Source organism: Enterocloster sp. HCN-30185 (assembly GCF_037890305.1).
Taxonomy (GTDB): domain Bacteria; phylum Bacillota; class Clostridia; order Lachnospirales; family Lachnospiraceae; genus Enterocloster.
Genome location: NZ_JBBKBT010000004.1, coordinates 183,550 through 207,098 on the forward strand (window position 1 = coordinate 183,550; position 23,549 = coordinate 207,098).

At 45.4% G+C, this 23,549-nt stretch carries 27 protein-coding genes; 8 read left to right on the forward strand and 19 right to left on the reverse strand.

Translation table 11 applies throughout. The annotated features are described in order from the left end of the window. The first annotated feature begins 62 nt into the window (after positions 1 to 62). From aroB to WKT10_RS06640, 5 genes are all read left to right on the forward strand, one after another. Positions 63 to 1,151, forward strand: coding sequence for a 3-dehydroquinate synthase (gene aroB / locus WKT10_RS06620; protein ID WP_337932603.1), 1,089 nt, complete (start codon positions 63 to 65; stop codon positions 1,149 to 1,151). A 57-nt stretch (positions 1,152 to 1,208) separates the two neighbouring features. Then, the gene (gene lspA, locus WKT10_RS06625) at positions 1,209 to 1,739 is read left to right on the forward strand and encodes a signal peptidase II (RefSeq protein WP_340276289.1); all 531 of its coding nucleotides are present in this window, start codon (positions 1,209 to 1,211) and stop codon (positions 1,737 to 1,739) included. Next, the gene (locus WKT10_RS06630; protein ID WP_337932605.1) at positions 1,736 to 2,647 is read left to right on the forward strand and encodes an RluA family pseudouridine synthase; all 912 of its coding nucleotides are present in this window, start codon (positions 1,736 to 1,738) and stop codon (positions 2,645 to 2,647) included. The genes lspA and WKT10_RS06630 overlap by 4 nt, the downstream gene beginning before the upstream one ends. Before the next feature lie 173 nt (positions 2,648 to 2,820). Next, the gene (locus WKT10_RS06635) at positions 2,821 to 3,459 is read left to right on the forward strand and encodes a cytidylate kinase-like family protein (RefSeq protein ID WP_317438758.1); all 639 of its coding nucleotides are present in this window, start codon (positions 2,821 to 2,823) and stop codon (positions 3,457 to 3,459) included. A gap of 227 nt (positions 3,460 to 3,686) precedes the next feature. Next, entirely contained in the window at positions 3,687 to 5,495 is a 1,809-nt protein-coding gene (locus tag WKT10_RS06640; protein ID WP_340276291.1) for an LCP family protein, read from the forward strand. Here the strand turns inward: WKT10_RS06640 and WKT10_RS06645 are convergent. Then, entirely contained in the window at positions 5,492 to 6,229 is a 738-nt protein-coding gene (locus WKT10_RS06645; RefSeq protein ID WP_066550787.1) for a tRNA 2-thiocytidine biosynthesis TtcA family protein, read from the reverse strand. The two genes, WKT10_RS06640 and WKT10_RS06645, sit on opposite strands and share 4 nt — an antisense overlap. Positions 6,230 to 6,457: 228 nt before the next feature. On the opposite strand from WKT10_RS06645, the gene WKT10_RS06650 reads away from it, so the two are divergent. Both WKT10_RS06650 and WKT10_RS06655 read left to right on the forward strand, forming a co-directional pair. After that, positions 6,458 to 6,715 (forward strand): HPr family phosphocarrier protein, encoded by a 258-nt coding sequence (locus tag WKT10_RS06650; RefSeq protein WP_066548471.1) that lies wholly within the window; start codon positions 6,458 to 6,460, stop codon positions 6,713 to 6,715. A gap of 296 nt (positions 6,716 to 7,011) precedes the next feature. Continuing rightward, entirely contained in the window at positions 7,012 to 8,076 is a 1,065-nt protein-coding gene (locus WKT10_RS06655) for a tyrosine-type recombinase/integrase (RefSeq protein ID WP_066548469.1), read from the forward strand. Between the two features lie 8 nt (positions 8,077 to 8,084). On the opposite strand, the gene WKT10_RS06660 is transcribed toward WKT10_RS06655, so the two are convergent. The 3 genes from WKT10_RS06660 to yneA all read right to left on the reverse strand — a co-directional run bounded on the left by WKT10_RS06660 (position 8,085) and on the right by yneA (position 9,561). Further along, positions 8,085 to 8,516, reverse strand: coding sequence for a flavodoxin (locus tag WKT10_RS06660; protein WP_066548467.1), 432 nt, complete (start codon positions 8,514 to 8,516; stop codon positions 8,085 to 8,087). A 13-nt stretch (positions 8,517 to 8,529) separates the two neighbouring features. Beyond that, the gene (locus tag WKT10_RS06665; protein WP_296038457.1) at positions 8,530 to 9,126 is read right to left on the reverse strand and encodes a DUF3793 family protein; all 597 of its coding nucleotides are present in this window, start codon (positions 9,124 to 9,126) and stop codon (positions 8,530 to 8,532) included. Positions 9,127 to 9,249: 123 nt separating this feature from the next. Beyond that, complete coding sequence (yneA, locus tag WKT10_RS06670; RefSeq protein ID WP_242962997.1) at positions 9,250 to 9,561, reverse strand: cell division suppressor protein YneA; 312 nt, start codon at positions 9,559 to 9,561, stop codon at positions 9,250 to 9,252. A gap of 197 nt (positions 9,562 to 9,758) precedes the next feature. Here yneA and lexA point away from each other — a divergent pair, with 197 nt between their 5' ends. Next, positions 9,759 to 10,373 carry a transcriptional repressor LexA gene (gene lexA / locus WKT10_RS06675; RefSeq protein ID WP_066548463.1) on the forward strand — a complete coding sequence of 205 codons (615 nt, stop codon included), beginning with the start codon at positions 9,759 to 9,761 and terminating at the stop codon, positions 10,371 to 10,373. Positions 10,374 to 10,490: 117 nt separating this feature from the next. Here the strand turns inward: lexA and rsfS are convergent, their stop codons facing one another. The 15 genes from rsfS to WKT10_RS06750 form a co-directional block, all read right to left on the reverse strand. Then, the gene (rsfS, locus tag WKT10_RS06680; RefSeq protein ID WP_340276296.1) at positions 10,491 to 10,841 is read right to left on the reverse strand and encodes a ribosome silencing factor; all 351 of its coding nucleotides are present in this window, start codon (positions 10,839 to 10,841) and stop codon (positions 10,491 to 10,493) included. After that, positions 10,838 to 11,434, reverse strand: a complete 597-nt coding sequence (gene yqeK, locus WKT10_RS06685) for a bis(5'-nucleosyl)-tetraphosphatase (symmetrical) YqeK (RefSeq protein ID WP_337433331.1) — start codon at positions 11,432 to 11,434, stop codon at positions 10,838 to 10,840. The genes rsfS and yqeK overlap by 4 nt, the downstream gene beginning before the upstream one ends. A 38-nt stretch (positions 11,435 to 11,472) precedes the next feature. Next, positions 11,473 to 12,078, reverse strand: coding sequence for a nicotinate-nucleotide adenylyltransferase (gene nadD / locus WKT10_RS06690; RefSeq protein ID WP_340276298.1), 606 nt, complete (start codon positions 12,076 to 12,078; stop codon positions 11,473 to 11,475). Between the two features lie 15 nt (positions 12,079 to 12,093). After that, positions 12,094 to 12,390: a ribosome assembly RNA-binding protein YhbY gene (gene yhbY, locus WKT10_RS06695; RefSeq protein ID WP_066548457.1), complete on the reverse strand. Its 297-nt coding sequence runs from the start codon at positions 12,388 to 12,390 to the stop codon at positions 12,094 to 12,096. A gap of 57 nt (positions 12,391 to 12,447) precedes the next feature. After that, positions 12,448 to 13,737 carry a GTPase ObgE gene (obgE, locus tag WKT10_RS06700; protein WP_066548455.1) on the reverse strand — a complete coding sequence of 430 codons (1,290 nt, stop codon included), beginning with the start codon at positions 13,735 to 13,737 and terminating at the stop codon, positions 12,448 to 12,450. Positions 13,738 to 13,867: 130 nt separating this feature from the next. Beyond that, positions 13,868 to 14,158, reverse strand: a complete 291-nt coding sequence (gene rpmA / locus WKT10_RS06705; protein ID WP_066548452.1) for a 50S ribosomal protein L27 — start codon at positions 14,156 to 14,158, stop codon at positions 13,868 to 13,870. Positions 14,159 to 14,161: 3 nt separating this feature from the next. After that, positions 14,162 to 14,503 (reverse strand): ribosomal-processing cysteine protease Prp, encoded by a 342-nt coding sequence (locus WKT10_RS06710; RefSeq protein ID WP_337934272.1) that lies wholly within the window; start codon positions 14,501 to 14,503, stop codon positions 14,162 to 14,164. Positions 14,504 to 14,514: 11 nt separating this feature from the next. After that, positions 14,515 to 14,823, reverse strand: coding sequence for a 50S ribosomal protein L21 (gene rplU / locus WKT10_RS06715; RefSeq protein ID WP_066548443.1), 309 nt, complete (start codon positions 14,821 to 14,823; stop codon positions 14,515 to 14,517). A gap of 118 nt (positions 14,824 to 14,941) precedes the next feature. Continuing rightward, positions 14,942 to 16,024, reverse strand: a complete 1,083-nt coding sequence (locus WKT10_RS06720) for a hypothetical protein (protein WP_337934273.1) — start codon at positions 16,022 to 16,024, stop codon at positions 14,942 to 14,944. Between the two features lie 3 nt (positions 16,025 to 16,027). Further along, a complete protein-coding gene (locus WKT10_RS06725) occupies positions 16,028 to 16,558 on the reverse strand; it encodes an ECF transporter S component (protein ID WP_066548434.1) in 531 nt (176 codons plus the stop codon). A gap of 305 nt (positions 16,559 to 16,863) precedes the next feature. Beyond that, on the reverse strand, positions 16,864 to 18,303 hold the full coding sequence (locus tag WKT10_RS06730; RefSeq protein ID WP_337934274.1) for a TrkH family potassium uptake protein: 1,440 nt from the start codon (positions 18,301 to 18,303) through the stop codon (positions 16,864 to 16,866). Positions 18,304 to 18,316: 13 nt separating this feature from the next. Beyond that, positions 18,317 to 19,675: a Trk system potassium transporter TrkA gene (gene trkA, locus WKT10_RS06735; RefSeq protein WP_337934275.1), complete on the reverse strand. Its 1,359-nt coding sequence runs from the start codon at positions 19,673 to 19,675 to the stop codon at positions 18,317 to 18,319. Next, positions 19,672 to 20,883 carry a ribonuclease E/G gene (locus tag WKT10_RS06740; RefSeq protein ID WP_337934276.1) on the reverse strand — a complete coding sequence of 404 codons (1,212 nt, stop codon included), beginning with the start codon at positions 20,881 to 20,883 and terminating at the stop codon, positions 19,672 to 19,674. The genes trkA and WKT10_RS06740 overlap by 4 nt, the downstream gene beginning before the upstream one ends. After that, the gene (locus WKT10_RS06745) at positions 20,883 to 21,632 is read right to left on the reverse strand and encodes a TIGR03936 family radical SAM-associated protein (protein ID WP_066548425.1); all 750 of its coding nucleotides are present in this window, start codon (positions 21,630 to 21,632) and stop codon (positions 20,883 to 20,885) included. Before WKT10_RS06745 ends, WKT10_RS06740 begins: the two co-directional genes overlap by 1 nt. Next, entirely contained in the window at positions 21,629 to 23,503 is a 1,875-nt protein-coding gene (locus tag WKT10_RS06750; protein WP_337934277.1) for a TIGR03960 family B12-binding radical SAM protein, read from the reverse strand. Before WKT10_RS06750 ends, WKT10_RS06745 begins: the two co-directional genes overlap by 4 nt. Between the last annotated feature and the right edge of the window lie 46 nt (positions 23,504 to 23,549).

Here is a 23,549-nt window from a genome sequence, read left to right on the forward strand (position 1 = left end):
GCAGCCCCCGTTTTTCTGTTCATACTACACAAAATTCAGACAGATCAGGAGGAACTTGACGTATGAAGGAACGTTTGACGGTTTGCAGGGATGGAGATCCCATTTATGATATTTGTATGGAAACATCCTTTGAAGGACTGAAGGGGGAACTGGCGGCATTTCATCTGGAAAAGCGCAAAATATGTATTGTTACAGATTCTAATGTGGCATTCCTTTATCTGGACAAGGTAAAAGAAATCCTAAGCCAATGCTGCAGCATGGTTTCTGTTTTTATTTTTCCAGCAGGTGAAGAACATAAAAACCTGGATACGGTTCGGATGCTTTATGAACATCTGATTTTAGAGCATTTTGACCGAAAAGATATGCTGGCAGCTCTGGGAGGAGGCGTGACAGGAGATCTCTGCGGGTTTGCTGCTGCCACTTATCTGAGAGGAATCGACTTCATCCAGATCCCCACCACACTGCTGTCTCAGGTGGATTCCAGCATCGGAGGAAAAACGGGGGTGGACTTTGCGGATTACAAAAATATGGTGGGTGCCTTTCATATGCCCAGACTGGTATATACCAATCTGGAAACACTTTTGACGCTTCCTGCGGAACAGTTTTCTTCCGGAATGGGAGAGGTGATAAAGCATGGACTGATTCAGGATAAGGCATACTATGAGTGGTTAAAGGAACATCGTGATGCGGTGATGGCCCGTGATCTTACGACATGCCGGCAGATGGTCTTTCGGAGCAATGAGATAAAAAAAGCAGTGGTGGAAAAAGACCCTACAGAGCAGGGAGAACGGGCATATTTAAACTTTGGCCACACATTGGGCCACGCTGTGGAAAAGTTAAAGAATTTTACTATGCTTCACGGCCACTGTGTCGGCCTGGGTTGTGTGGCAGCAGCCCGTATCAGCTGTTTAAAGGGTACTTTGAGTGAAACGGAAGCAGATGATATTAAACATACGATGGCGTCCTTTGAACTTCCAACTACTGTAGATGGCCTGATCTGGAAGGAAGTATTTGATGCTACAAAGAGTGATAAGAAGATGGAAGCAGGAAGGGTGAAATTTGTCCTTTTAAATGGAATCGGAGATGCTTATGTGGATCATTCCCTTTCAGAGGATGAAATCCGTGCCGGTTTTGAGGCTGTTTCCCTGTAAAAAAGATTATGCCTTTGACCGGGGCAGAAATACGATTGATATGAAGGAGTAACAATGATGAGCAGACAAAAACGATCCCTTCTGGTAAGCTTCTTAATCGGTTTTTTGATTCTTGTGGGGCTGGATCAGTGGACAAAAGGGCTGGCGGTTCGGTTTCTTAAGAACCAGGAGCCGGTAGCCGTAATAAAAGGTGTATTTGAATTTTCCTATCTTGAAAACAGAGGTGCCGCCTTTGGAATGCTGCAGAACCGTCAGTTTTTTTTCTTCCTGATCGGAATAGCCGTATTGGCAGCAATCTTGTATATGATGTGGCGGATGCCGGAAACACCGAAATATCGTCCGTTAGCAGTATGCCTGATGCTGGTAGCCGCAGGGGCAGTCGGCAATATGATCGACCGGATGACCCAGAATTATGTGGTTGATTTTCTTTACTTTCGCCTGATTGATTTTCCCGTATTTAATGTGGCAGACTGCTACGTTACCATAGCGGCAGCAGGACTGGTGCTTTTAGTGCTTTTTTATTATGATGATGAAGATTTGGACTGCTTCCAGCCCGGAAAGGCTCATGGAAAGGAGAAAACGCAGTGAAACAGGAAATCTGTGTAGGCGACCAGGAAGGCGGTCTGCGTATTGATAAATATCTGGCCGAAGCTGCCGGACAGCTGAGCCGCTCCTACATCCAGAAGCTTTTAAAGGACGGACGGATCCTGGTAAACGGAAAGCCGGTAAAAGCAAGCTATGTGGTAGAAGATGAGGATATTCTTTCCATGGATATTCCAGAAGCGGTGGAACCAGAAATAGAGCCGGAGCATATGGAACTGGACATTCTATATGAAGATCAGGATGTGATCCTGATCAATAAGCCAAAGGGAATGGTTGTCCACCCCGCCGCAGGCCATTATTCCCATACATTGGTCAATGGACTGATGGATCATTGCCGCGGGCAGCTTTCCGGTATCAATGGAGTCATGCGTCCGGGGATCGTACACAGGATTGATATGGATACAACCGGCGTATTGATCGTATGTAAAAACGATATGGCACATAATTCGATTGCGGCTCAGTTAAAAGAACACTCTATTACCAGGCGCTATCAGGCGATCGTTCATGGCGTCATAAAAGAAGAGGAGGGAACGATTGACGCTCCCATTGGCCGCCATCCGGTGGAACGGAAAAAGATGAGCATCAACTATGACAAGGGAAAATCAGCAGTGACCCACTATCGTGTATTAAAACGTTTCAGGCAGTTTACTCACGTAGAATGCAGACTGGAAACAGGACGTACCCACCAGATTCGTGTTCATATGGCCAGCATTCATCATCCTCTTTTGGGAGACGCCGTTTATGGCCCGGCTAAATGTCCGATTTCCGGTCTTAAAGGTCAGACACTCCATGCAGGTGTCCTTGGATTCATTCATCCCAGAACAGGTCTTTATATGGAATTTTCCGCCCCCCTTCCAGATTACTTTGAAAATCTGCTTAAGACTCTGAATTAATTAGACACAATTAGTGGATTTTATCACTCTTGTCTAATAATGTGCTTTTAAAATAGAATTTTCTGTATATTTCTATATACTTTTCTGAATTTTTGAGTTATAATACAAATATGGCAGAGAGAGCAGGGAACAGCTTGGTTCCTGCTGTGAGGCCAGAGAAAGGGGTATGCAGAATGTCAGGAAATCTTGTTATTACGATCGGCAGACAGTGCGGCAGCGGCGGAAAATTGATCGGAGAAAAGCTGGCGGAAAAGATGGGAGTGAAATGCTATGACAAAGAGCTTCTTTCAAAGGCAGCAAAGCATAGCGGCCTCTGTCAGGAATTATTTGAAAAGCACGATGAACGTCCTACCAGCAGCTTTTTATATTCTTTGGTGATGGATTCTTATTCTATGGGCTATACAGCCGCAGGATACTCGGATATGCCTATTAATCACAAAATCTTTCTTGCGCAGTTTGATGCGATCAAGCATCTGGCAGATGAACAGTCTTGTGTGATCATTGGACGATGCGCAGATTATGCCCTGGAAGATTATCCCAATGTTTTGAGCGTATTTATCGCGGGCGATGAAAAAGATAAGCTGGAGCGGATTAAGACGCTGTATAACCTGGATGATTCCAAAGCAAAAGAGGTTATTGTAAAGACAGATAAGAAGAGATCCAGCTATTATAACTATTATTCCAACAAGCGCTGGGGTGATCCCAGAAGCTATGATCTGTGTTTAAACAGCAGTTCGGTAGGTCCTGATGGTGCTGTAGAGGCTATTATGGCCTTTGCAAAGCTGAAACAGCAATGGAAGGATCAGAAGTAATTTCAATCACGATAATTTATGAAGTTTTTGATATGCCCCTTTCTGGCAGCAGTTTTTTGGTATTTCATCTGTCTGTCTGAAAGGGGATATTTTTATATTTACAAATTTTACCATCAGTGGACAATGAATCAGATTTAATGATTCCGTAAGACTTTACAGCTGTATTTATCTGTTTTCCTGTGGTAGAATAGCTGTTATGAAAGAAAATGAAACAGAGGTGAAAATCCATGAATTACCATGATAATGAGGATGAACTTTTACGAATGCAGTCCAGGCGCAGGAGGGCGGGCTCTTACGGAAACGTGCCTTCCCGCTCCAGGGCCTCTTCCCATGACGGCCGCAGTTTTCGGGAACGGGAATCCTTTGATTCCATAGATGACGCTTATTTTGAAGACGAGTATGGCTGTGAAGACGGACTGGATATACCGTTTTCAGATGAGTCTTCCAAAAGAGGTACATCCCAGGGACGATCCGCGAAAAGAGCGGGAGGTTTTTCCAAAAACCACAGAGAATCCTATAGCCGTTCCCGAAATAAGTTTAGGACAGGAGAGAAATCCCGCCGCAATCCGAAAGGCAGTTCTGTCAGAGAAAGACGTCGTAAAAGAAAGAAAAAATGGCCGATGCTTTTGATATTCCTTCTTTTAGCGGTTACGGCATATGGAAGCTTTCTATACCTTCATCGTCCTACAGGGATCTGGACAGTGGCTGTATTTGGTGTAGACAGCCGTGACGGTAATACGAAAAAAGCGCTGGCAGATGTACAGATGGTCTGCACACTGGACAGAGAAACAGGTGAGATACGGTTAGCCAGTGTATTCAGAGATACATATTTAAAAATTGACTCCAAGGGAACGTACCATAAAATCAACGAAGCTTATTTTAAAGGCGGGCAAAAACAGGCCGTAGATGCACTGGAAGAAAACCTGGATCTAAAAATAGATGATTATGCTGCCTTTAACTGGAAGGCAGTGGCTGAAGCGATTAACGTTTTAGGCGGTATTGATTTGGAAATTACTCCGGCAGAGTTCAAATATATCAATGGATTTATTACAGAAACCGTCAATTCCACGGGTATTGGATCGACGCAGCTTAAACAGGCCGGAGCCAATCATTTAGACGGAGTTCAGGCGGTAGCATACAGCCGTCTGCGGCTTATGGATACGGATTTTCAGCGTACAGAGCGCCAAAGGAAGGTGATTGCTCTGGCGTTGGAAAAAGCAAGACAGGCAGATGCAGGCACGCTTACTAATCTTGCAAAAGCTATTTTACCTCAGATTTCTACCAGTGTAGGGATTGAAGATGTGCTGCCTCTGGTAAAAGATATTGATCAACTTCATATTGCAGATACGGCAGGTTTTCCTTTTTCCAGGGAGACAAAGCGGGTTGGAAAAATGGACTGTGTGATCGCAACTACTCTGGAGAGTAATGTGATCCAGCTGCATCAGTTCCTGTATGGAGAGGATACGCCATACCATCCATCTTCCGGATTAAAAAAGATCAGTGCCCACATTTCGGAAGAAACAGGGCTATATGAAGAGGGAGCAGCTGCACCCTCCAAATCTTCTTCGGGCTCCGGAAAAATAGATTCCAAGGATAAGACAGGCGGCGCCGATGCTCCAAAGGAAACAGAGGCTTCAAAGCCACAGGAGACAATTCCGGAGACTTCTGCAGAAGAAACGGAAACAGAAGAGGAGAGCAGCAGCTTAGAAGAAACGGAAGAAACAAGGGAAACGATCAGTATAAAGGAAAGTGAAAAAGAAACAACAAAAGAGGAAGAGAAGAGACCGGGAATTTGGGAACCGGGCAGCAGTAAGGAAACCGAATCAGAGAAAGAAACGGGATCTCTGGAAAATAAGCTTTCTGAGGAAAAGGAAGAAGAGGACACTTCCAGGCCTTTAGGAGAAGCAGGAAGTACAGGACCTGGGGCATCCTCAGACCAGCAGCCGGGCGGAGGCCCCGGTATCTCTGCCTTACCGGGAGCCTCTAAAGATACAAAGCCCGGGGAGTCCGTAAGTAACCAGGGACCAGGGATTTAAGCATCTGCAGAATCGGCAGCTTTGCTCCAACCGGGTATATTTCCGTCTGTAATAGCACGAAAAAGACAATCCTTAATATGGGGGTTGTCTTTTTGCAGTTTCTGGATCAGTTCTTTGATGTACTGGCGTTTGGTGTATCCATCCATAGGGCATGGATTTTTACATACTGGAAGCTGGTACTTATTTTTAAATCCGATAACATCTGCTTCCGATACGAAAATCATAGGACGTATTACAGTCAGATCCATCCGGTCCAGATAGGTGTTGGGAGGAAAACAGTAAAAGCGTCCTTCATAAAAAAGGGACATCATCATTGTTTCCATCACATCCTCTTTATGATGGGCATAGGCGATTTTATTGCATCCCAGTTCTTTGGCTTTTTCATTTAAGGCGCCTTTGCGCATTTTTGCACAGAGAGAACAGGGATTGGATTCCTTTCGTATATCAAAGAGAACGGTTCCAATCTCTGTGGGAAGCACATAATAGGGAATTTCAAATTCTTTGCAGAGTTCCCTTATCGGATCCAGGTCAAGATTTCCAAGCCCCAGATCTACAGTGATGGCTGTAAGATCGTATTTTTGGGGATAGAACCGTCTTAAATGGTGAAGCGCATAGAGCAGTGCAAGACTGTCTTTTCCGCCTGAAATTCCCACTGCAATATGATCTCCGTCCTGTATCATATGATATGTATCGAGAGCCTGGCGGACCAAGCTTAATAAACGCTGGAGTTTCATTTTATAATCCTTTCTTTCATAAATTTGTACCAAATTATTCTAATCGTCCGTTCCTCCGGTGTCAAGTGTTTATAATCAATGGTTGTCATTAACAGACAATTGTGTTACTATAAGGATAGAGATTTTCAATAATGTCATAAATAAAAGATTAAAATCAAACAACAATGCCGTCTATTTCTGTAATATTGAAGATTTAATTTAAACACTAAAACGCAAAGGATGATAAAAATGATAAGCTACAGATATGTTATTTCAAACAGACAGGGACTTCATGCATCAAATTCTATGAGCTTAAGCCGCGCGGCTTCAGATTATCAGAGTCAGATTACCATATCCAGCGCCAAAGGAGAGGCAAACTGCAAAAATGTGCTGGCACTTATGAGTCTGAACGCCAGACAGGGAGAAAACCTTGTACTAAAGATAGATGGTCCGGACGAAAAACAGGCTGCCGGATTTTTAAATGGATTACTTCGGACGATTTTATAATAAAATAAGTTTATCTGCACAGATGTAAGATACGAATATGTCCCGGATAAAAATTGTCCGGGACGTTTTATTCATTTGACAATAATGAAGAGTATGTGATATAAAACAGAAGGAAGCAGGGGCAGCTGAAAATAGCTGAAAATAGCTGAAAATCAGTGAAAGTCGATGATTTAGTAAAATTAGTAATTCCTGCTTCAACTATTCGTTAAAGCTGTGTTTCGCGAATAGTTGAAACACTGTCTCTCATCACATAACTCCAACTGTTTTTATAAAATGAATTGTATGGAGTTTTTATTATGAGTACATTATCCTATCACGAACAAAAAGACAAAGAAAACATTATACGCCTTCGCGGTTTGATCCGGGATCTTCCGGGATTTTGCGCAGATTTCTTCCGTGGAATTGAACCCAGGACTTCTTCACGAACCCGAATTGCATATGCATATGATCTGCATATATTTTTTGATTTTCTCCATAAAGAAAATCCGGCGCTGAAACAGATTGCTATCACAGATCTTTCTCTTGATCTTTTAGATCAGCTCTCTGTAACAGATTTTGAAGAATATATGGAATATCTGAAATATCGGTTTAATGACAAAAATCAGGAAATTATGAATAAAGAACGTGGAATCATGCGCAAGATTTCATCACTCAAAAGCTTTTATAATTATTTTTACCGAAATGAACGTATTAAAAATAATCCGGCTGCATTAGTCCGTTTACCCAAAATTCATGAAAAAGAAATCATTCGTCTGGATATAGATGAAGTTGCTCTTCTGCTGGATGAGGTGGAACAAGGAGAAAATCTGACAGAAAAACAAAAGGCATATCATAATAAGACAAAACTTAGAGATCTGGCCATTATGACGCTCCTTCTTGGTACGGGAATCCGTGTGTCAGAATGTGTGGGATTAAATATTGCTGATATTGACTTTAAAAATGGAGGTATTCGTATCTACAGAAAAGGCGGCAAAGAAGTAACGGTATATTTTGGAACAGAGGTTGAGGAGGCTCTTTTAGATTACTTGGAGGAAAGGGACCGTATCATTCCGGAAACAGGCAGTGAAGATGCACTCTTCCTGTCTCTCCAAAAGAAACGCATGGCTGTACGCAGCGTGGAAAATCTGGTAAAAAAGTATGCCCGCACAGTGGCCCCTTTAAAGCCAATTACGCCCCATAAACTGCGCAGTACCTATGGTACCAGTTTGTATCGTGAAACAGGTGATATTTATCTGGTGGCAGATGTCCTTGGACATTCAGATGTAAATACAACAAAACGTCATTATGCGGCGCTTGAAGATGAAAGACGGCGTAGTGCCCGTAATAAGGTGCAGCTTCGAGAATCAGGGGGGAAGAAATGATATCCCCCCTATATATTACTTAATTCCCGTCCCAATTTCCTGCATCGCTCCAGTGCTTCTTCATCCGGTGCTTCCTGACAGATTACTCCTGTTCCACCCTGGATTTTGGCTCCTGCCGCAGCCATACGCGCTTCCCAATCGCGCATCCACTGCCCATCACCCCATCCATAGGAACCAAACAGGCCGATTACTTTACCGGATACAAACGGTTCAGACTTTGTTACAAATGGTTCCATCTCGTCCTCTTCCAGAACCTCTCCTCCCATAGCCGGACAGCCCAGAGCAAATACATTGGCTTTTTTTAATATCTCTGGCTCCGCTTCAGATACCTCCAGAAGCTTTGCCTGGTTCCCCTCTTCTTCTATCCCCTGGGCGATCGCATGAGCCATGGCCTCTGTATTGCCGGTCTGTGACCAGTATATAATGAGAATTGTTTTCATATAGTCCTCCTTGCTATACAGCCGCTGTGCTGTAATAATATGGGTGGTGCAGCGCTATAATGTGTCTGACGGTCATACCTCCAGCCATGAGACGGATCACACGCTCTCTGGCGTGATCATATTTATTAAAAATACGCCGGCATTCTTCCGGATCGGAGTATACTTTCCAATAACCGCTGTAAAGAGAATCCTGACCTTTATTTTCTATAAATCCCTCTACATCCGCTGCCGGATATCCCAGAAGCAGGCCGATTTCATGGGGGAATTCTCTTCTGCCCTCCATATGGTCCTTATAGCATTGGCCTACAAGAGAAAGGATTTCATCCAGCTTCATCCCCGTATAACCAAAACGTTTCATCAGTCCCTTGACAGAAGGCAGATCCAGATATGCCTTCAACTGCTCCTTCATATATAAGAGAAAAACAGCCTTTCCTTGGGATTGGCAAAGCAAAAAGCAGGATACCGGCGTACGGCTGAACAGACGTGCTGTATGGATCCGGTTGTTTTGATCAGTTGTCAGAAGGTTTGAAATCTTTATACCTGTTAAAAGCGGAGCACACTGCATTACAACCTGTGTTTCCAGCTCCTTTCGGTTAAGGCAAAGCATCATTTCGAGAGTCTCTTTACACATAGTATACCTCACATCTGCAAAATTATAAGTTAGTTTAATCTAACCATAGTTATATCTTAGCATAAGTGTGGAAAAAATGCAAGGCTGTTTTCAGAGGTGCCGTTATTTATAATAAACAATGGTAAGGTGCGCGCCGGCATGGATTGTATCTCCTGTCAGTCGGTTCATCCTCTGGAGCTGTTTTACATACTCTTGTGTAGTCATCCGGCTTCCTTTTCGATAACGGTCTGCAATTTTCCACAGGCTGTCACCCTCCTGGATTTCGATGCTGCTGTAATAAGGCAGCCCTTGAACTGGCTCCTCTTCTGCTAGTGTGGTCAGCATACTGTACCCTGTCACTGCGATCACGAGAATCAGAAGCATAAAACAGGATGCAAAAAAGCGCCGCCTTGTCATTTGAATGGTTTGTCTCATACCAGCTCCTCCTCTGTAAAACGTATGTTATGCGAACATGTGTTCTTATAGATGCAGTTATACTATAGCATCAGAACATACGTTTGTCAATGGGGCGCAGAAAAATCCGAACAAAGGTTTGCATTTTTTTCGAACATATGTTACTATAATATCAGCAAATGATGCCCGTATTATACAGCAGACAGGAGGTAAGGATTATGGAACAGGATAAGATCACTGCAAAACAGCAGGAAATATTAGAATATATTAAAAATACGATTTTAAAGAAGGGATATCCCCCGGCTGTTCGGGAGATCTGCGAGGCTGTTCGTTTAAAGTCAACGTCCTCCGTTCATTCTCATCTGGCTGCACTTGAGGATAAGGGATATATCCGCCGTGATCCTACAAAACCGAGAACCATTGAAATTCTGGATGATACGTTTAATTTTAACCGGAGAGAGATGGTAAATATTCCTGTGATCGGCACAGTGGCCGCGGGAGAACCCATTCTGGCAGAAGAATGTATTGAGGATTATTTTCCCTTTCCTGCAGAAGCCCTTCCCAATGCAGAGATTTTCATGCTTCATGTAAAAGGAGAAAGCATGATCGGTGCAGGGATCTTTCCGGGGGATAAACTGATCGTAGAACAGCGTTCTACTGCAGAAAACGGAGAGATTGTAGTAGCTCTTCTGGATGATTCCGCTACTGTAAAGCGTTATTATAAAGAGAAGGATCATTATCGTCTGCAGCCGGAAAATGATGCTATGGAGCCGATCATTACTGATCATGTAGATATTTTAGGAAAGGTCATTGGTCTGCTCAGGATGATGTAGCCAGCGGTGCTGGGTACTCAGGTATGAAAGCAGCATAAAAGCCGCAGCTTTTCGAAAAATCCCCATCCCGGATTCTAGCGAAAAGCTGCGGCTTATTATACCTTTATAAATCATATATTACAGTTCATTTACATCTACAAATGTCTTTCCGTCTCTCCAGATACGTTCCAGATCGTAGAATAAACGATCCTCTCTGCAGAAGATATGGACAATCACATCTTTATAATCCATCAGGATCCAGTTTCCGCTCTGGTATCCTTCGATCTGTCTGCATTCACATCCAACCTTTGCCAGCATTTCTTCTACATTGTCAGCCATTGCCTGAACCTGATTGACATTGCTTCCATCTGCGATGATAAAATAGTCTGCAAGGACAGATACCAGCTGGATATCGATGATTTTGATATCCTGTCCCTTTTTATCGCTGAGCGCCTCATAGGCGATTTTAACCATTTCCTTAGAAGTCATTCTTCATTTCCTTTCATCTGAGCCTTAAAGTATTCATATGCCTGCAGTGTCATGGGGTCTATACAGCCGCCCTTTCTTTGGAGATATTCCAACGTGCCTTTTAAAATAGCATACATGGTCTGATCAAGATCCTCATAAGCCATACGGCGGATCTGAGGCAGGTTGTCTGCTTTGTAACGTCTGGGTTCGATATAATCTGCAATATAAAGAATCTTATCCAGAACGGTCATCTCCGGTTTTCCGGTAGTATGACAGGCAATGGCATTCAAAATTTCAGAATCCTCAATCTGATATTTATGCCGGGCCAGCCAGGCTCCGTACTTTGCGTGGAGCACTGCAAGAGCCCTTCTCTCTCCTTCTGTAACGGGAATTCCATGCTTTAGGCATTTTTTTAAAATAACCGAATCTGGAAAACGCTTGCCGCAGTCATGAAGAAGACCTGCCAGCTCAGCCTTATCTATATCATACCCATAACGCATAGCCAGATTCATACAGGTAAAGGAAACGCTGAGTGAATGTTCATAGCGCATGGGATCCAGTCTGGATTTAAGTTTTTTCCGAAACATTAAAACCTGATTGCATTGGTGATCCATTTTCATCCGAAACCGCCTTTCTTTGCTGCGGCCCTGTCTTACTGATACAGTCCGTGAGCTTTTATATATTCCGCTACTTCGTCCGGAAGCCATTTAGTCAGATCGCAGCCCTGTTTCGCAGCTTTGCGGACAGTTTCTGAAGAAATGTCCATTTCCTCAAAATGTATCCGTTCGATTCTGGCACTGTATTTATCCTTTAAATAGGCAATCTGAAGATCAAGAGGCCTGTGGGTATGTTTGTATGGGCGGCCCGCAACCAGGATCGTTGTTTCCTGCATCACCATTTCCGGATGATACCAGTCCTCGATCTCATACAGAGAATCCGCCCCTTCTATAAAATAAAATTTATCATGGGGGTATGCTTCCTTTAATAACATAAGGGTCTGAGCAGTATAGCTGTTTCCGTGACGCCTGAATTCAAAATCAGAATACTGAAACCACGGATAATCCCTGATAGCCAGCTTTACCATATCCTGACGCTCGGTTCCTTCAGTCACCTTCTGCGCTCTTTTGTGAGGCGGAAGGCTGGAGGGCATAAACCAGATCTGATCCAGCTTAAACTGCTCATATGCCTGCTGTCCCAGTGCCAGATGTCCTTTGTGTATGGGATCAAAGGTGCCTCCCAGGATTCCTATATTTGCCATAATAGACCTCCTGCATTATTTAGGAAGTACGATTTTTCTCTTCGCCTCATCTTTTGCAGGACGGTACAAAACAATCTTGCGTCCGATTACCTGGACCACCTGAGAATGGGTTCTTTCCGCCAGTACATCAGCGATGGAACGCCCATCATCCAGACAGTTCTTTAATACAGTAATCTTGATCAGTTCCCTGGCTTCCAGTGCTTCAGCCACAGCCTGGGTTACTTCAGGCGTGAGGCTGGCTTTTCCAATCTGGAAAACAGGATCCAGATTCATAGCCAGGCCCTTTAAATAGGCTCTCTGCTTACTTGTCATAGCTGCTCCTTTATACTTGAATCACAGGGGCCAAACGATTTTTTGACCCCGATATCATTATTTATAATAGTCAAATTCCAGTCCGTACATCCGGACCGTGTCGCCCTCATTGATCCCGGCCTTTTCCAGATCATCCAAAACACCTGTATTTTTCAGGAATTTCTGGAAAAAGTCAAAGCCTTTCTCAGAATCCAGGTTGGTATAGCCAAGCATTTTTTCAATTCTCGGTCCTTCTACCACATAGGCGCCGTCATCAGCTCTGGTAACGGTATAAGGAAGGCTTCTGTCTCCCTGATACTGAATTTCAAACTCCTTTTCAAAAACGACAGGAGTCTGATCAACCGTCTTTAAAAGATCATTGATATGCCATAAAAGTTCCTTTACACCCTGACGGCTTACTGCAGAGATTGGGAATACACGGATGCCCTTGGGTTCAAATTCAGACTTTAATGCATCCAGGACCTGATTTTGGTCTTCTTCGGAATACATGGCATCCATCTTATTGGCAGCAATTACCTGCGGACGCTCCAAAAGCTTTGGATTGTACTTCTCAAGCTCTCTGATAATGGTGCGGATGTCCTCCAATGGGTCACGGCCCTCCACAGAGGCAGCGTCTACCACATGAACCAGCACCTTGGTACGCTCAATATGGCGCAGGAAGGAGTGGCCCAGCCCTACGCCTTCAGAGGCTCCCTCGATCAGTCCGGGGATATCGGCCATAACAAAACCGGCTCCGTCTCCTAAGTCCACTACACCCAGATGGGGATTTAATGTAGTAAAATGATAATTGGCAATTTCGGGCTTTGCATTGCTGACAACGGAAAGCAGGGTGGATTTTCCTACATTTGGATAACCTACAAGGCCTACATCTGCAATGACTTTGAGCTCCAGCTGTACCCACAGCTCCTGTCCGGGTTGTCCGGGCTGGGCATACTTTGGCACCTGCATGGTAGAGGTGGCAAAGTGCATATTTCCAAGTCCGCCCTTGCCGCCTTTTAGGATTACTTCCCGTTTGTTGTCTCCTGACATATCGGCAATCACCTTGCCGGATTCAAAATCTTTGATCACAGTTCCTTCTGGAACTTTAACGATCAGATCATCGGCATCTGCTCCGTGGCAGCGGCGTTTTCCGCCTTCCTGTCCATCCTTTGCGATGTATTTGTGTATATGACGGAAATCGATCAGTGTATTTTTTCCTGTATCAACCTGAAAAATCACATCGCCGCCTCTTCCGCCGTCACCGCCGTCAGGACCGCCGTTAGGAACATAAAGCTCCCGTCTGAAGGACACATGGCCGTCGCCGCCCTTACCGGACTTGATAAATACTTTTGCACGATCTGCAAACATATAACAGCACCTCCTGTATGGTGTGGCACACGCTCCGTCATCCGGAACGCATGGTTTTTGTATGCCCCGTCTTTTCGGGTACACTGTCTAAAAAAAGGGCTCCATACACCAGGTATGGGGCCCCTCAGAATTATTCGTTGATTGCTCTTGGGTAAACAGAAACCTGCTTTCTGTCTCTGCCCTTTCTTTCAAACTTAACAACTCCGTCTACTAATGCAAATAAGGTATCGTCGCCGCCTTTGCCTACGTTGTTGCCAGGATGAATGTGAGTACCGCGCTGTCTGTACAGGATGTTTCCTGCCAGTACGAACTGTCCATCAGCTCTCTTGGCGCCCAGTCTCTTGGACTCGGAATCACGGCCGTTCTTAGTAGAACCAACACCCTTTTTATGAGCGAATAACTGAAGGTTCATCTTTAACATGTCTTACACCTCCTTGAATCGGATGATAATATATGTTCTCCCATAATCCTTCTCAATATTCTGAAGTCCCAGAATAAGAGAATTCATAAGGAGCTGCGACTCAGGACTTATATCTGAGGTAAACCGAAAGTCAAACTGAACGTCCGCCTGTCCGGCAGCCCCCTCAAATGGGTCTTCCGTAAATGTCTCTACCGAATTATAAAAATTGATCGCCAGCGCCGATACAGCTGCGCAGATGATATCCTCACCCTCTTCAGCATATCCAGCATGACCTTCAATCACAATCCCCCGGTAAAGCACATTGCCTGAATCTCTGGAATCTTTTAATACAGTTGCCTGAATCATATCATTTACAATTAGGCATTGATCTTTTCGATCTTAACCTGTGTATAGAGCTGTCTGTGGCCGTTCTTCTTGTGATAGCCAGTCTTTCTCTTATACTTGTAAACGATCACTTTCTTAGCCTTACCTTCCTTCTCAACTGTTGCTGTAACAGTTGCTCCGGCTACGGTTGGGCATCCGATCTGCAGTTCGCCGTTGTTTACAGCCAGTACCTGGTCAAATGTTACGGTCTCGCCTGCGCCTGCGCCCAGTCTTTCTACCTTAATGACATCGCCTTCTGCTACCTTGTACTGCTTTCCGCCTGTTGCAATAATCGCGTACATAAAAGGCACCTCCTATGTTCATTACTCGCCAGCTTCGGTGCCGGTTTTTTGGATGCATCCATTCTCCCGGACTTTTACCCCGCTGTGCGGCATACTCGTATACTATAGCATTCCTGTTTTAATCTGTCAATATGTTTTTAGAATTTTTTGTTTTTCCGTCCGTCAGGCAGATACTTTTTTCACGGATGCCGAACGTATCAAAATATGCGTTTTCTTTCGGGATCCATTCCTGCTTAAAACGTTCGCACATTGCCTCGCCGTTTCTGATCCGGATTCTGTTTAACTGCTCTGCGGGATCAATTTCACAGAAAAACCTTAGATCCCAGATGTCTCCAAAGAAGGGGTGCTGGCTGTAGGAGCCTTCAATGATGCTTAAGGGAGTCCAGTCCGTTTGTATTCGGCAGTCCAGCCTCTGAGCCTTACAGCTGTAGATTTGATATTCCAGTCCCTCTCTGTCATTTAAGTGATCTAAAATCTCTTTTTTAAAACGTTCATAATCTACATTCCCGCCGATCTGGGACAGCCGGTCGGCGGTGCGCTGATAAGGCTGTAAAAAAAAGTCATCCATATGGAACAGCCGGCAGGAGTAAATACTTTGAAGAATCCGCCCCATGGTACTCTTCCCTGCGGCGCACATCCCGTCAATGGCAATCTGTACCTGCATCCTCTCTCTCAAAGCCCTGTCAATCCTTATGAAAGCTTCATAATAGCGTGCATAGCTGGCGGAAACGATCCGATAGGCCGGATGATAGGCACTGCGGTAAAAGCTACTGTGACGGACGGCGGGATATCCCTGGCTGCGGTATGTATCCAGAAATGCTTCTGCCTGAGCCAAAGTGAACGGAAGCTCTCCCGACCGGCAGCACTGGAGCAGACACCTTAGTTTCTCCTCAAAGCCCTCCCTTGTTCCGGATGCTCTGGCTGCAGTTTCTGTAAACATCCGGTTTAAAGTTTCTTCGGACAGTCCGTCCTCCAGAGCAGACAGATAAATCCGGTACATTTCTCCCCCGATTGGTTCGCATATAATGGGAGAATACTCCCACTTAAAGCTTTTGTACTCTTCTTTCAGACGATCCAGGCTTTTTTCAGGACTGGTGATCATATGGCCGCCGCCAAATTCGCTCTGATACAGCAGCTTTACCACATCCTGGAGCTGCATCTGGGGATATTGTTTTAAATGCGCAAGCAGTATTTCTTTCATATTTTATTCGATTACCTTTGCTTTTCTCAATGTTATAATAATAACAGGAATCAGGACAAGCTGCAAGATAATTCCCGGGACTGCCTTTAAAAGGGCTCCGCTTAAAAAAATCTGCACAGAAAAGGCATTTCCCATAATTCCATAAAGGACCATGCTTACAAGTCCCCATACGATACGCCCGAAAATCATGGCACCGATCAGACTGATATAAATGGAAATGGTATTTTTCTCCAGTTTTTCATAGAGAAGCCCTGTAGAAGCTCCGTAAGCTGCAAGTTCAAATGCCATAGCAGCTGCTACGGGCATCATAGGAGGCATTCCAAGAGTCATGCTGCGCAGAATGGGAACAATCAGGCCGACTAAAAGCCCCCACTGCCAGCCGCAGACATAGCCGCAGATCAAAACCGGAATGTGCATGGGAAGAAGCATACTTCCAATAGTTGGAATCTGACCGGTGAAGAAGGGAAGCACCATGCCAAGGGCCAAAAATACAGCTGCTGTTACCATGTTTTTTGTTGAAAATCGTTCTGTCATACCTTACTCTCCTTTTTGCACAAAAAATACCAGAAATGTACCTATCCTGTCGGATTTTTGTACCTTCCTGGTATCAATTACGCATGTTTATTTTTAAATATTCCGCTTTTGCGGGAACGGCTTCAGCCGGGAACGCTGGCTTGTGCCAGCTGCTTTATTTATTATAACGGACAAGGGGCACTACGTCAAGAAAATATGAAAATCCAAGGATGGCGTTGTTTTACGATGTTTTGCGATAAAAGAAGGATAACATAAAAACAGCGCCTGCTCCCTTCACATTCCTGCGAACAGACGCTGTCTTTCAGTTATCCTTTCTTCCACGTTCCCGGCGAAAACAGCACCAGGATCGGGAAAAGCTCCAGCCGTCCGGCCAGCATATCAAAGATCAATACCAGCTTTGATAAATCAGACAGCATGGAAAAATTAGAGCTTGGTCCGACGGTCGATAAACCGGGCCCAATGTTGTTAAAGTTTGCAGCCACCGCAGAAAAACTTGTGGCAAAATCAAAGTTATCCAGACTGACCAGCAGCACAGACACTGCAAAAATCAGGGCATAAAGAATCAGATATGCATTCAGCGAACGCAGGACGGGGTGTCCCAGCACTTTTCCCTCGTATTTAATCACCTTGACGCTGCGGGGATGGATCACTGCTGCCATTTCCTTTTTGGCCTCCTTGAAGGCCATCATAATGCGTGATACCTTGATGCCGCCTCCGGTGCTTCCTGCACAGGCGCCGATAAACATCAAAAGCAGAACAATGCATTTGGAAAATTCCGGCCACTGGTTAAAATCCACTGTCGCATAGCCTGTAGTTGTGATAATAGATGCTACCTGGAACAGAACATGGTGAACTGCCAGAAACAGGGATGGAAACAGGTGGCGTACATTCAGAGTAATCAGGATTACTGCTCCCAGAATGACGGCCAGATAGCCGCGCATTTCTTCACAGCGGAAGGCATCCTTGGGTTTTTTGATCAAAAGCAGGTAATAAACATTAAAATTCACGCCAAAAAGGATCATTGCGATACTTAAAACGGCCTGCTGATACAAGGTATAATCTGCCTGGCCGCTGTTTCTGCAGGCAAAACCGCCGGTTCCTGCTGCACCGAGACTCATGCAGATGGTATCAAATACAGGCATTCCGCCAATGAGCAGAAAGCCCATGGTAGCAATGGTCATAAAAAAGTAGATCTGGTACAGAAGCTTTGCTGTAATGCGGATTTTTGGCACCAGCTTTCCCACAGAAGGGCCGGGGCTTTCTGCACGCATGATATGCATATTGTAATCCCCGGTCATGGGAAGGATGGAAAGGATAAAGACTAAAATCCCCATACCGCCGATCCAGTGGGAAAAGCTGCGCCACATCAAAGTAGCCTTGGAAAGCTCTTCTACCTTTGGCACAATACTGGCTCCGGTAGTTGTAAAACCGGAAACAATTTCAAACAGCGCATCAATAAAATGAGGAATTTCGCCGCTGAGCCAAAAGGGCATACAGCCAAAAAAGCTGAGTACGATCCAGCCTAAGGACACCAGTACAAAGCCTTCTTTTGCAAAAAACATTTTTACTTTGGGCTTTTTCCTGGTACACAAAAAGCCCAAAACTCCGCAGATGCAGGAAACAGCCAGATAGAAGGTGATTACGGATTCCCGGTAAACGGCTGCCGTAATAATAGGCAGAAACAGCAAGACGGCTTCAATGTTCATAATCCAGCCAAGCATATAGATAATAATACTTCGATTCATCTCTCTCCCGCCTTTACCTTAAAATATCTGTAAGATCGTTTAATCCTGTATGAGTCGTAACGACAATAACTGTATCTCCAGCTTCAACCGTATCTTTGCCTCGTGGAGTGATGATCGTTCCGCCCCGGTTGATGCAGGCCACTAAAAGATTATCGATCAGCTTCAGTTTTTCCAAAGGAATGCCAAGAATCGGCGATCCCTCCTTTACGCGAAATTCCAGCGCCTCCGCTTTATCTGCGGCAATTTTATAAAGAGTCTCAATATTGCTGCTTCCCATGGAATTCTGCATAGCACGGACATACTGGAGGATAATCTCAGCAGTGAGCATCTTGGGCTGGATCAGACTTCCGATATTTAAAGAATTAATAACATTTTCAAAAGCAATCTTATTGACTTTTGTGATAAGTTTTGCTTTCGACTGGCTGGAGGCATAGAGGGACAGCATGATATTTTCCTCATCAAATCCGGTAAGACTGGCAAACGCCTCTGTCTGTCGGATCCCTTCCTCCAAAAGAAGCTGTTCATCCGTACCGTCGCCGTGGATGATCATAGCTTTGGGAAGAAGTTCGCTTAACTGGCGGCACCTCTCTTCGTCTCTTTCGATGATTTTAATCTTGATTTTTGTGTCCTCCAGCAGCCTGCACAGATAATGGGTCAGCTTTCCGCCGCCCACAAACATGGCGCTTTTGACAATATTATTGTCAACTCCCGCTTTTTTAAAGAAATCCGCACTTTCCTGATGAGAGGCAATAAAGGAAATTTTATCTCCCTTTTTCATCACAAAATTACCGTCCGGTATCACAACGTCATTTCCGCGCTCCACCACACAGATCAGAACATTGCTTTTTAGACGGTTTACAACATCCATGACCCGCATATCATTCAGCAGAGAATGCTCCGGGATCAGGAATTTTAAAAGCTCGATCCGCCCCTTTGCAAAAGGCTCGATCTTAATTGCAGAGGGGAAACGAAGAAGGCGGGCGATTTCTCTGGCGGCTGCCAGCTCCGGATTGATAGCCAGAGACAGATTCAGCTCTTCTCTGATATAACGGATCTCGGATGAATATTCCGGATTTCGGATACGGGCGATGGTGTGGCAGTTTCCGGCCTTTTTTGCGATCAGACAGCAGAGCATATTTAATTCATCTGAATTTGTGGTAGCGATCAGAAGATCTGCATCCTGGATCCCTGCCTCCATCTGTACCTGATAAACTGCACCATTTCCCGTCACGCCCATTACATCCGCGCTGTCGGAAATGTTTTGTATGGCTTCCTCATTTGTATCAATGAGTGTGATATCATGATTTTCTCTGTTCAGCTGTTCAGCCAGGGTGGTTCCCACCTTACCGCAGCCAACAATTATGATCTTCATAGGTTTTTATCCCCCCGCATCCCGTCATAGGTTTGTCCCGCCTGTTCATAAAGCGGTTTTCTTACCTTTTTTCTTGTCAGTTCCACCAGCCCCAGAGGCGTCATATCCACAACCACCGTACGGACCGGATCCGTTGACACAGCCTGTTTTAAGCAGTCTAAAAGGGCCTTTTTGTCCTCCTCCTGCTCCATATCAATAAAATCTACCATAATGATGCCTGAAAGATTCCTTAAACGCAGCTGGGCTGCAATGGTAAAAGCCGCCTCGTTATTGATTTTTCGGATGGTGTCGGCCATTTTCTTTCTGCCTTCATACTTTCCAGTGTTTACATCGATCACCGTCATAGCCTCTGTAGGCTCAATAACCAGATAGCCGCCGGATTTAAGCCAGACACGTTTTCCAAGAGCACGATCCAGTACAGTTTCCAGGCCGTAAAGCTTATATAAAGGCAGAAGGCTGTCGTCATAAAATTCAAGCTTTTCCAGATCCTCAGGCTGCTCTTCCTTCAGATAGGCCTTAAGCTGGTCATACAGCCCCCTGTCATCGGTTACAATAGAGGAAAGCCGGCCTTCATAGGCATCCCGCACCCCTGTAATATAGGACGGCAGAGGCTGGTACAGGCAGGAACCGCTCACTCTGCAGGCCGCGTCTTTTATTAAGGCTTCCAGACGTTCTTTTAAAAGGATACATTCTTTTATAAGCGCATCCATACCGGCCTGGTAGGCATTCGTCCGTACGATCACGCCAAACCCACTTAAGGGAGCTTCCTCCAGACAGGCCTTTGCTTCCTTTTTAAACAGGCTGTCGCTGATCTTATTGGAAAAGCCAATGCCTGTTCTGCCTGCGGTAACCACACAGAGACGGCCGGGAAGGGACAGGTTTGCTGTCAGCACCGGAGCCTTTGTCTTTACGCCCTCCCGGCTGATCTGCACCAGGATTTCATCTCCCTGGCGCAAAGGCCCCTCTTTCCGGTTCCTGTCGGTAAACAGATGGCTGCGGTTTTCTGTAAGACTGTAATAGCCTACACCGTCTCCCGTGTCGATAAATGCCGCGTTGATGCCCGGTACTACCTTCTGTACCCGTCCCACATAAATACGGTTTAAAACAGAGCAATCCTCGTCCTCCAGAGTCAACTCCACCAAAGAGCCGTCCTGGATAAAAGCAGTACAGATCCTGCCCCTAAGCCATGTAATGATCCGTTTTTCCATCACTCAATGTCCTGTCCCAAAGCTCCAAGAGGAATAAAAGAATGAATTCCCTGCTCTCTCTCATGCTCTGATGCCTGATCTGCGTATACTTCTTCTCTCTGAACCATAAAGGCAAAGGGAGAACGTTCCTTGCCCAGTGCTTCATAATAAGCATCCAACAAAAGCTCCGGCTTAATATTGGATGCGCTTCCGGTGGAAATCTTCATAAAGAGCTGTGACTGTGCTGCATCATTTCCGGCAATCACGCCAAGGTCATAGATAAGAGGCTTAAGGTCCATTTCCTTTTCGCCCTTTTTCGTCTTTTTAAGGACCATAACCTGAGGCTGGTCAAAAAAGGCAGTAAGCTTTTTAAACCACTCTTCTGCGCTTTCCTCCTCCGGCTCATAGCCGGGACGGAAGGTTAAGGTGTAATCTGCGGCAGCCACACTTGACATGGCGTTGGCAGCGGTATCAGGAAGAAGCTTGTACTCTGCGATCTCAAAGCCCTCGGCCATAACGGCATTTAAACGCTCTAACATCTCAGCCGTGGTGCCGGTGGAGTGTACTTCAATATCCACATATTCGCCATTGCTGGTGATTCCCACGCCTAAAGGCGCTGCAAAGGACATGATCTGATGAGGGCTGAAGCCCCCGCTGTAGCAGATCTCCACATCGGCTCTTCGGATGGCCTTCTGGAAATAGCGCATCACATCCAGGTGGCCGATGAATTTCATAATACCTGTTTTTCTGAACTTAATACGGATTTTCATTGGTCTTTCCCCCTGGTTTCAAAACATACGCCGCCGCCAAAGCCCATGGCTCCGCAGCCGGAACATTTCTGGCGGCAGTTGGGCGTCACCTCACCATTTAAAGCCTGCTGCCATTCTCTCTTTAAAAATTCCTTTGTCACGCCTGCATCAATAAAATCCCAGGGGAACAGTTCATCCAGGCTGCGCTCTCTGGTGGTGTAAAAATCAATGTCCACGCCGCAGGTCTTAAATGCATCCATCCAGATCTCATTTTTAAAGAACTCGGACCAGGAATCAAAGATGGCACCGTTTTTGTAGGCCTCCTCGATCACAGGGCCTACCCGGCGGTCGCCTCTGGCAAGGACGCCCTCAAGAACGGTCAGCTCTGCCTCATGCCAGTTGTATTTTAAGCTTTTGAAATTTTTCATTTCACGGAATTTGCCGCGGACAATATTGGCCCTCTCTAAAAACTCCTCTTTCGTGCACATTCTGGCCCACTGGAAGGGGGTAAATGGCTTTGGAACAAAGAAGGAGGAGCTGGCAACTACCTGGACTTTTCCGTTTCTCTGATCCTTTGGAATGTCATAATAGGCTTCTGCGATCTTTTCAGACAGCAGGGCAATCCCCTCCATATCTTCTACGGTCTCTGTAGGCTGTCCCAGCATAAAGTACAGCTTTACCCGGTTCCATCCGGCCTGGAAGGCTTCGGAAGCGCCCTTTAAGATTACCTCTTCGGTCAGTCCCTTATTGATTACGTCCCGCAGACGCTGAGAGCCGGCCTCAGGCGCAAAGGTAAGGCTGCTCTTTTTGATATCCTGAACCTTGCTCATGACATCCAGGGAGAAGGCGTCGATTCGTAAGGAAGGCAGGGAAATATTGACCCCTTTCCCCTTAAACTCGTCAATGAGGAAATTCACAAGGCCCTCCAGATAGGTATAGTCGCTGGAGCTTAAGGAGCTTAAAGAAATTTCCTCATGGCCTGTACTCTTAAGCATATCGTAGGCATAATGCTTTAAATATTCCAGGCTGTGCTCTCTTAAGGGACGGTATACGTTTCCGGCCTGGCAGAAACGGCAGCCCCGGATGCAGCCTCTCTGAATCTCCAGAACCACGCGGTCCTGAGTGACCTTTATATAGGGAACCAGAGGCTTTTCGATATAACCCACACTGTCCATATCGGCAACGACCTGCTTGCGGATCTTCTCTTTTGCGTGGCTGTTGTTGGGGGTAAAGCTTTTTAAGGTGCCGTCCTCATTATACTCAGGATCATAGAAGGATGGCACATAGATGCCGGGAATTTCCGCCGCCATCTCCAGAAAATCCTTTCTGGAGCCGCCTGCCGCCTTATTTTCCTGATAACGGTCAATAAGGTCAAAATACACGGTCTCGCCCTCTCCGATGTAGAACAGGTCGAAAAAGTCCGCCAGCGGTTCCGGATTGTAGGCACAGGGGCCGCCGCCGATGACAATGGGATCATTTTCACAACGGTCGCAGGCATGAAGGGGGATCTGGGACAGATCCAGGATCTGAAGCACATTGGTGTAGCACATCTCATACTGGAGGGTAATGCCCAAAAAGTCAAAATCCTTTACCGGCTTCTGGGATTCTAAGGTAAAAAGAGGGATTTTCTTCTCTCTCATAATGGGATCTAAGTCCACCCAGGGGCTGTATACACGCTCACAGCACACATCTTCTCTGCTGTTGAACATGGAGTAGAGGATCTGGATGCCGAGGTGGGACATGCCAATGTCATAGACATCCGGGAAGGCGAAGGCGAACCTGGTACGTACTTTGGAGTGATCCTTTACTACCATATTTACCTCTCCGCCGATGTAGCGGGCAGGCTGCTGGATCGATAGCAGAATTTCATCACTTAATGCTAATTTTCTCATTCTTTTTCCTTTTTGATTTTATTTGATTTGCAATGTTTTATATCTT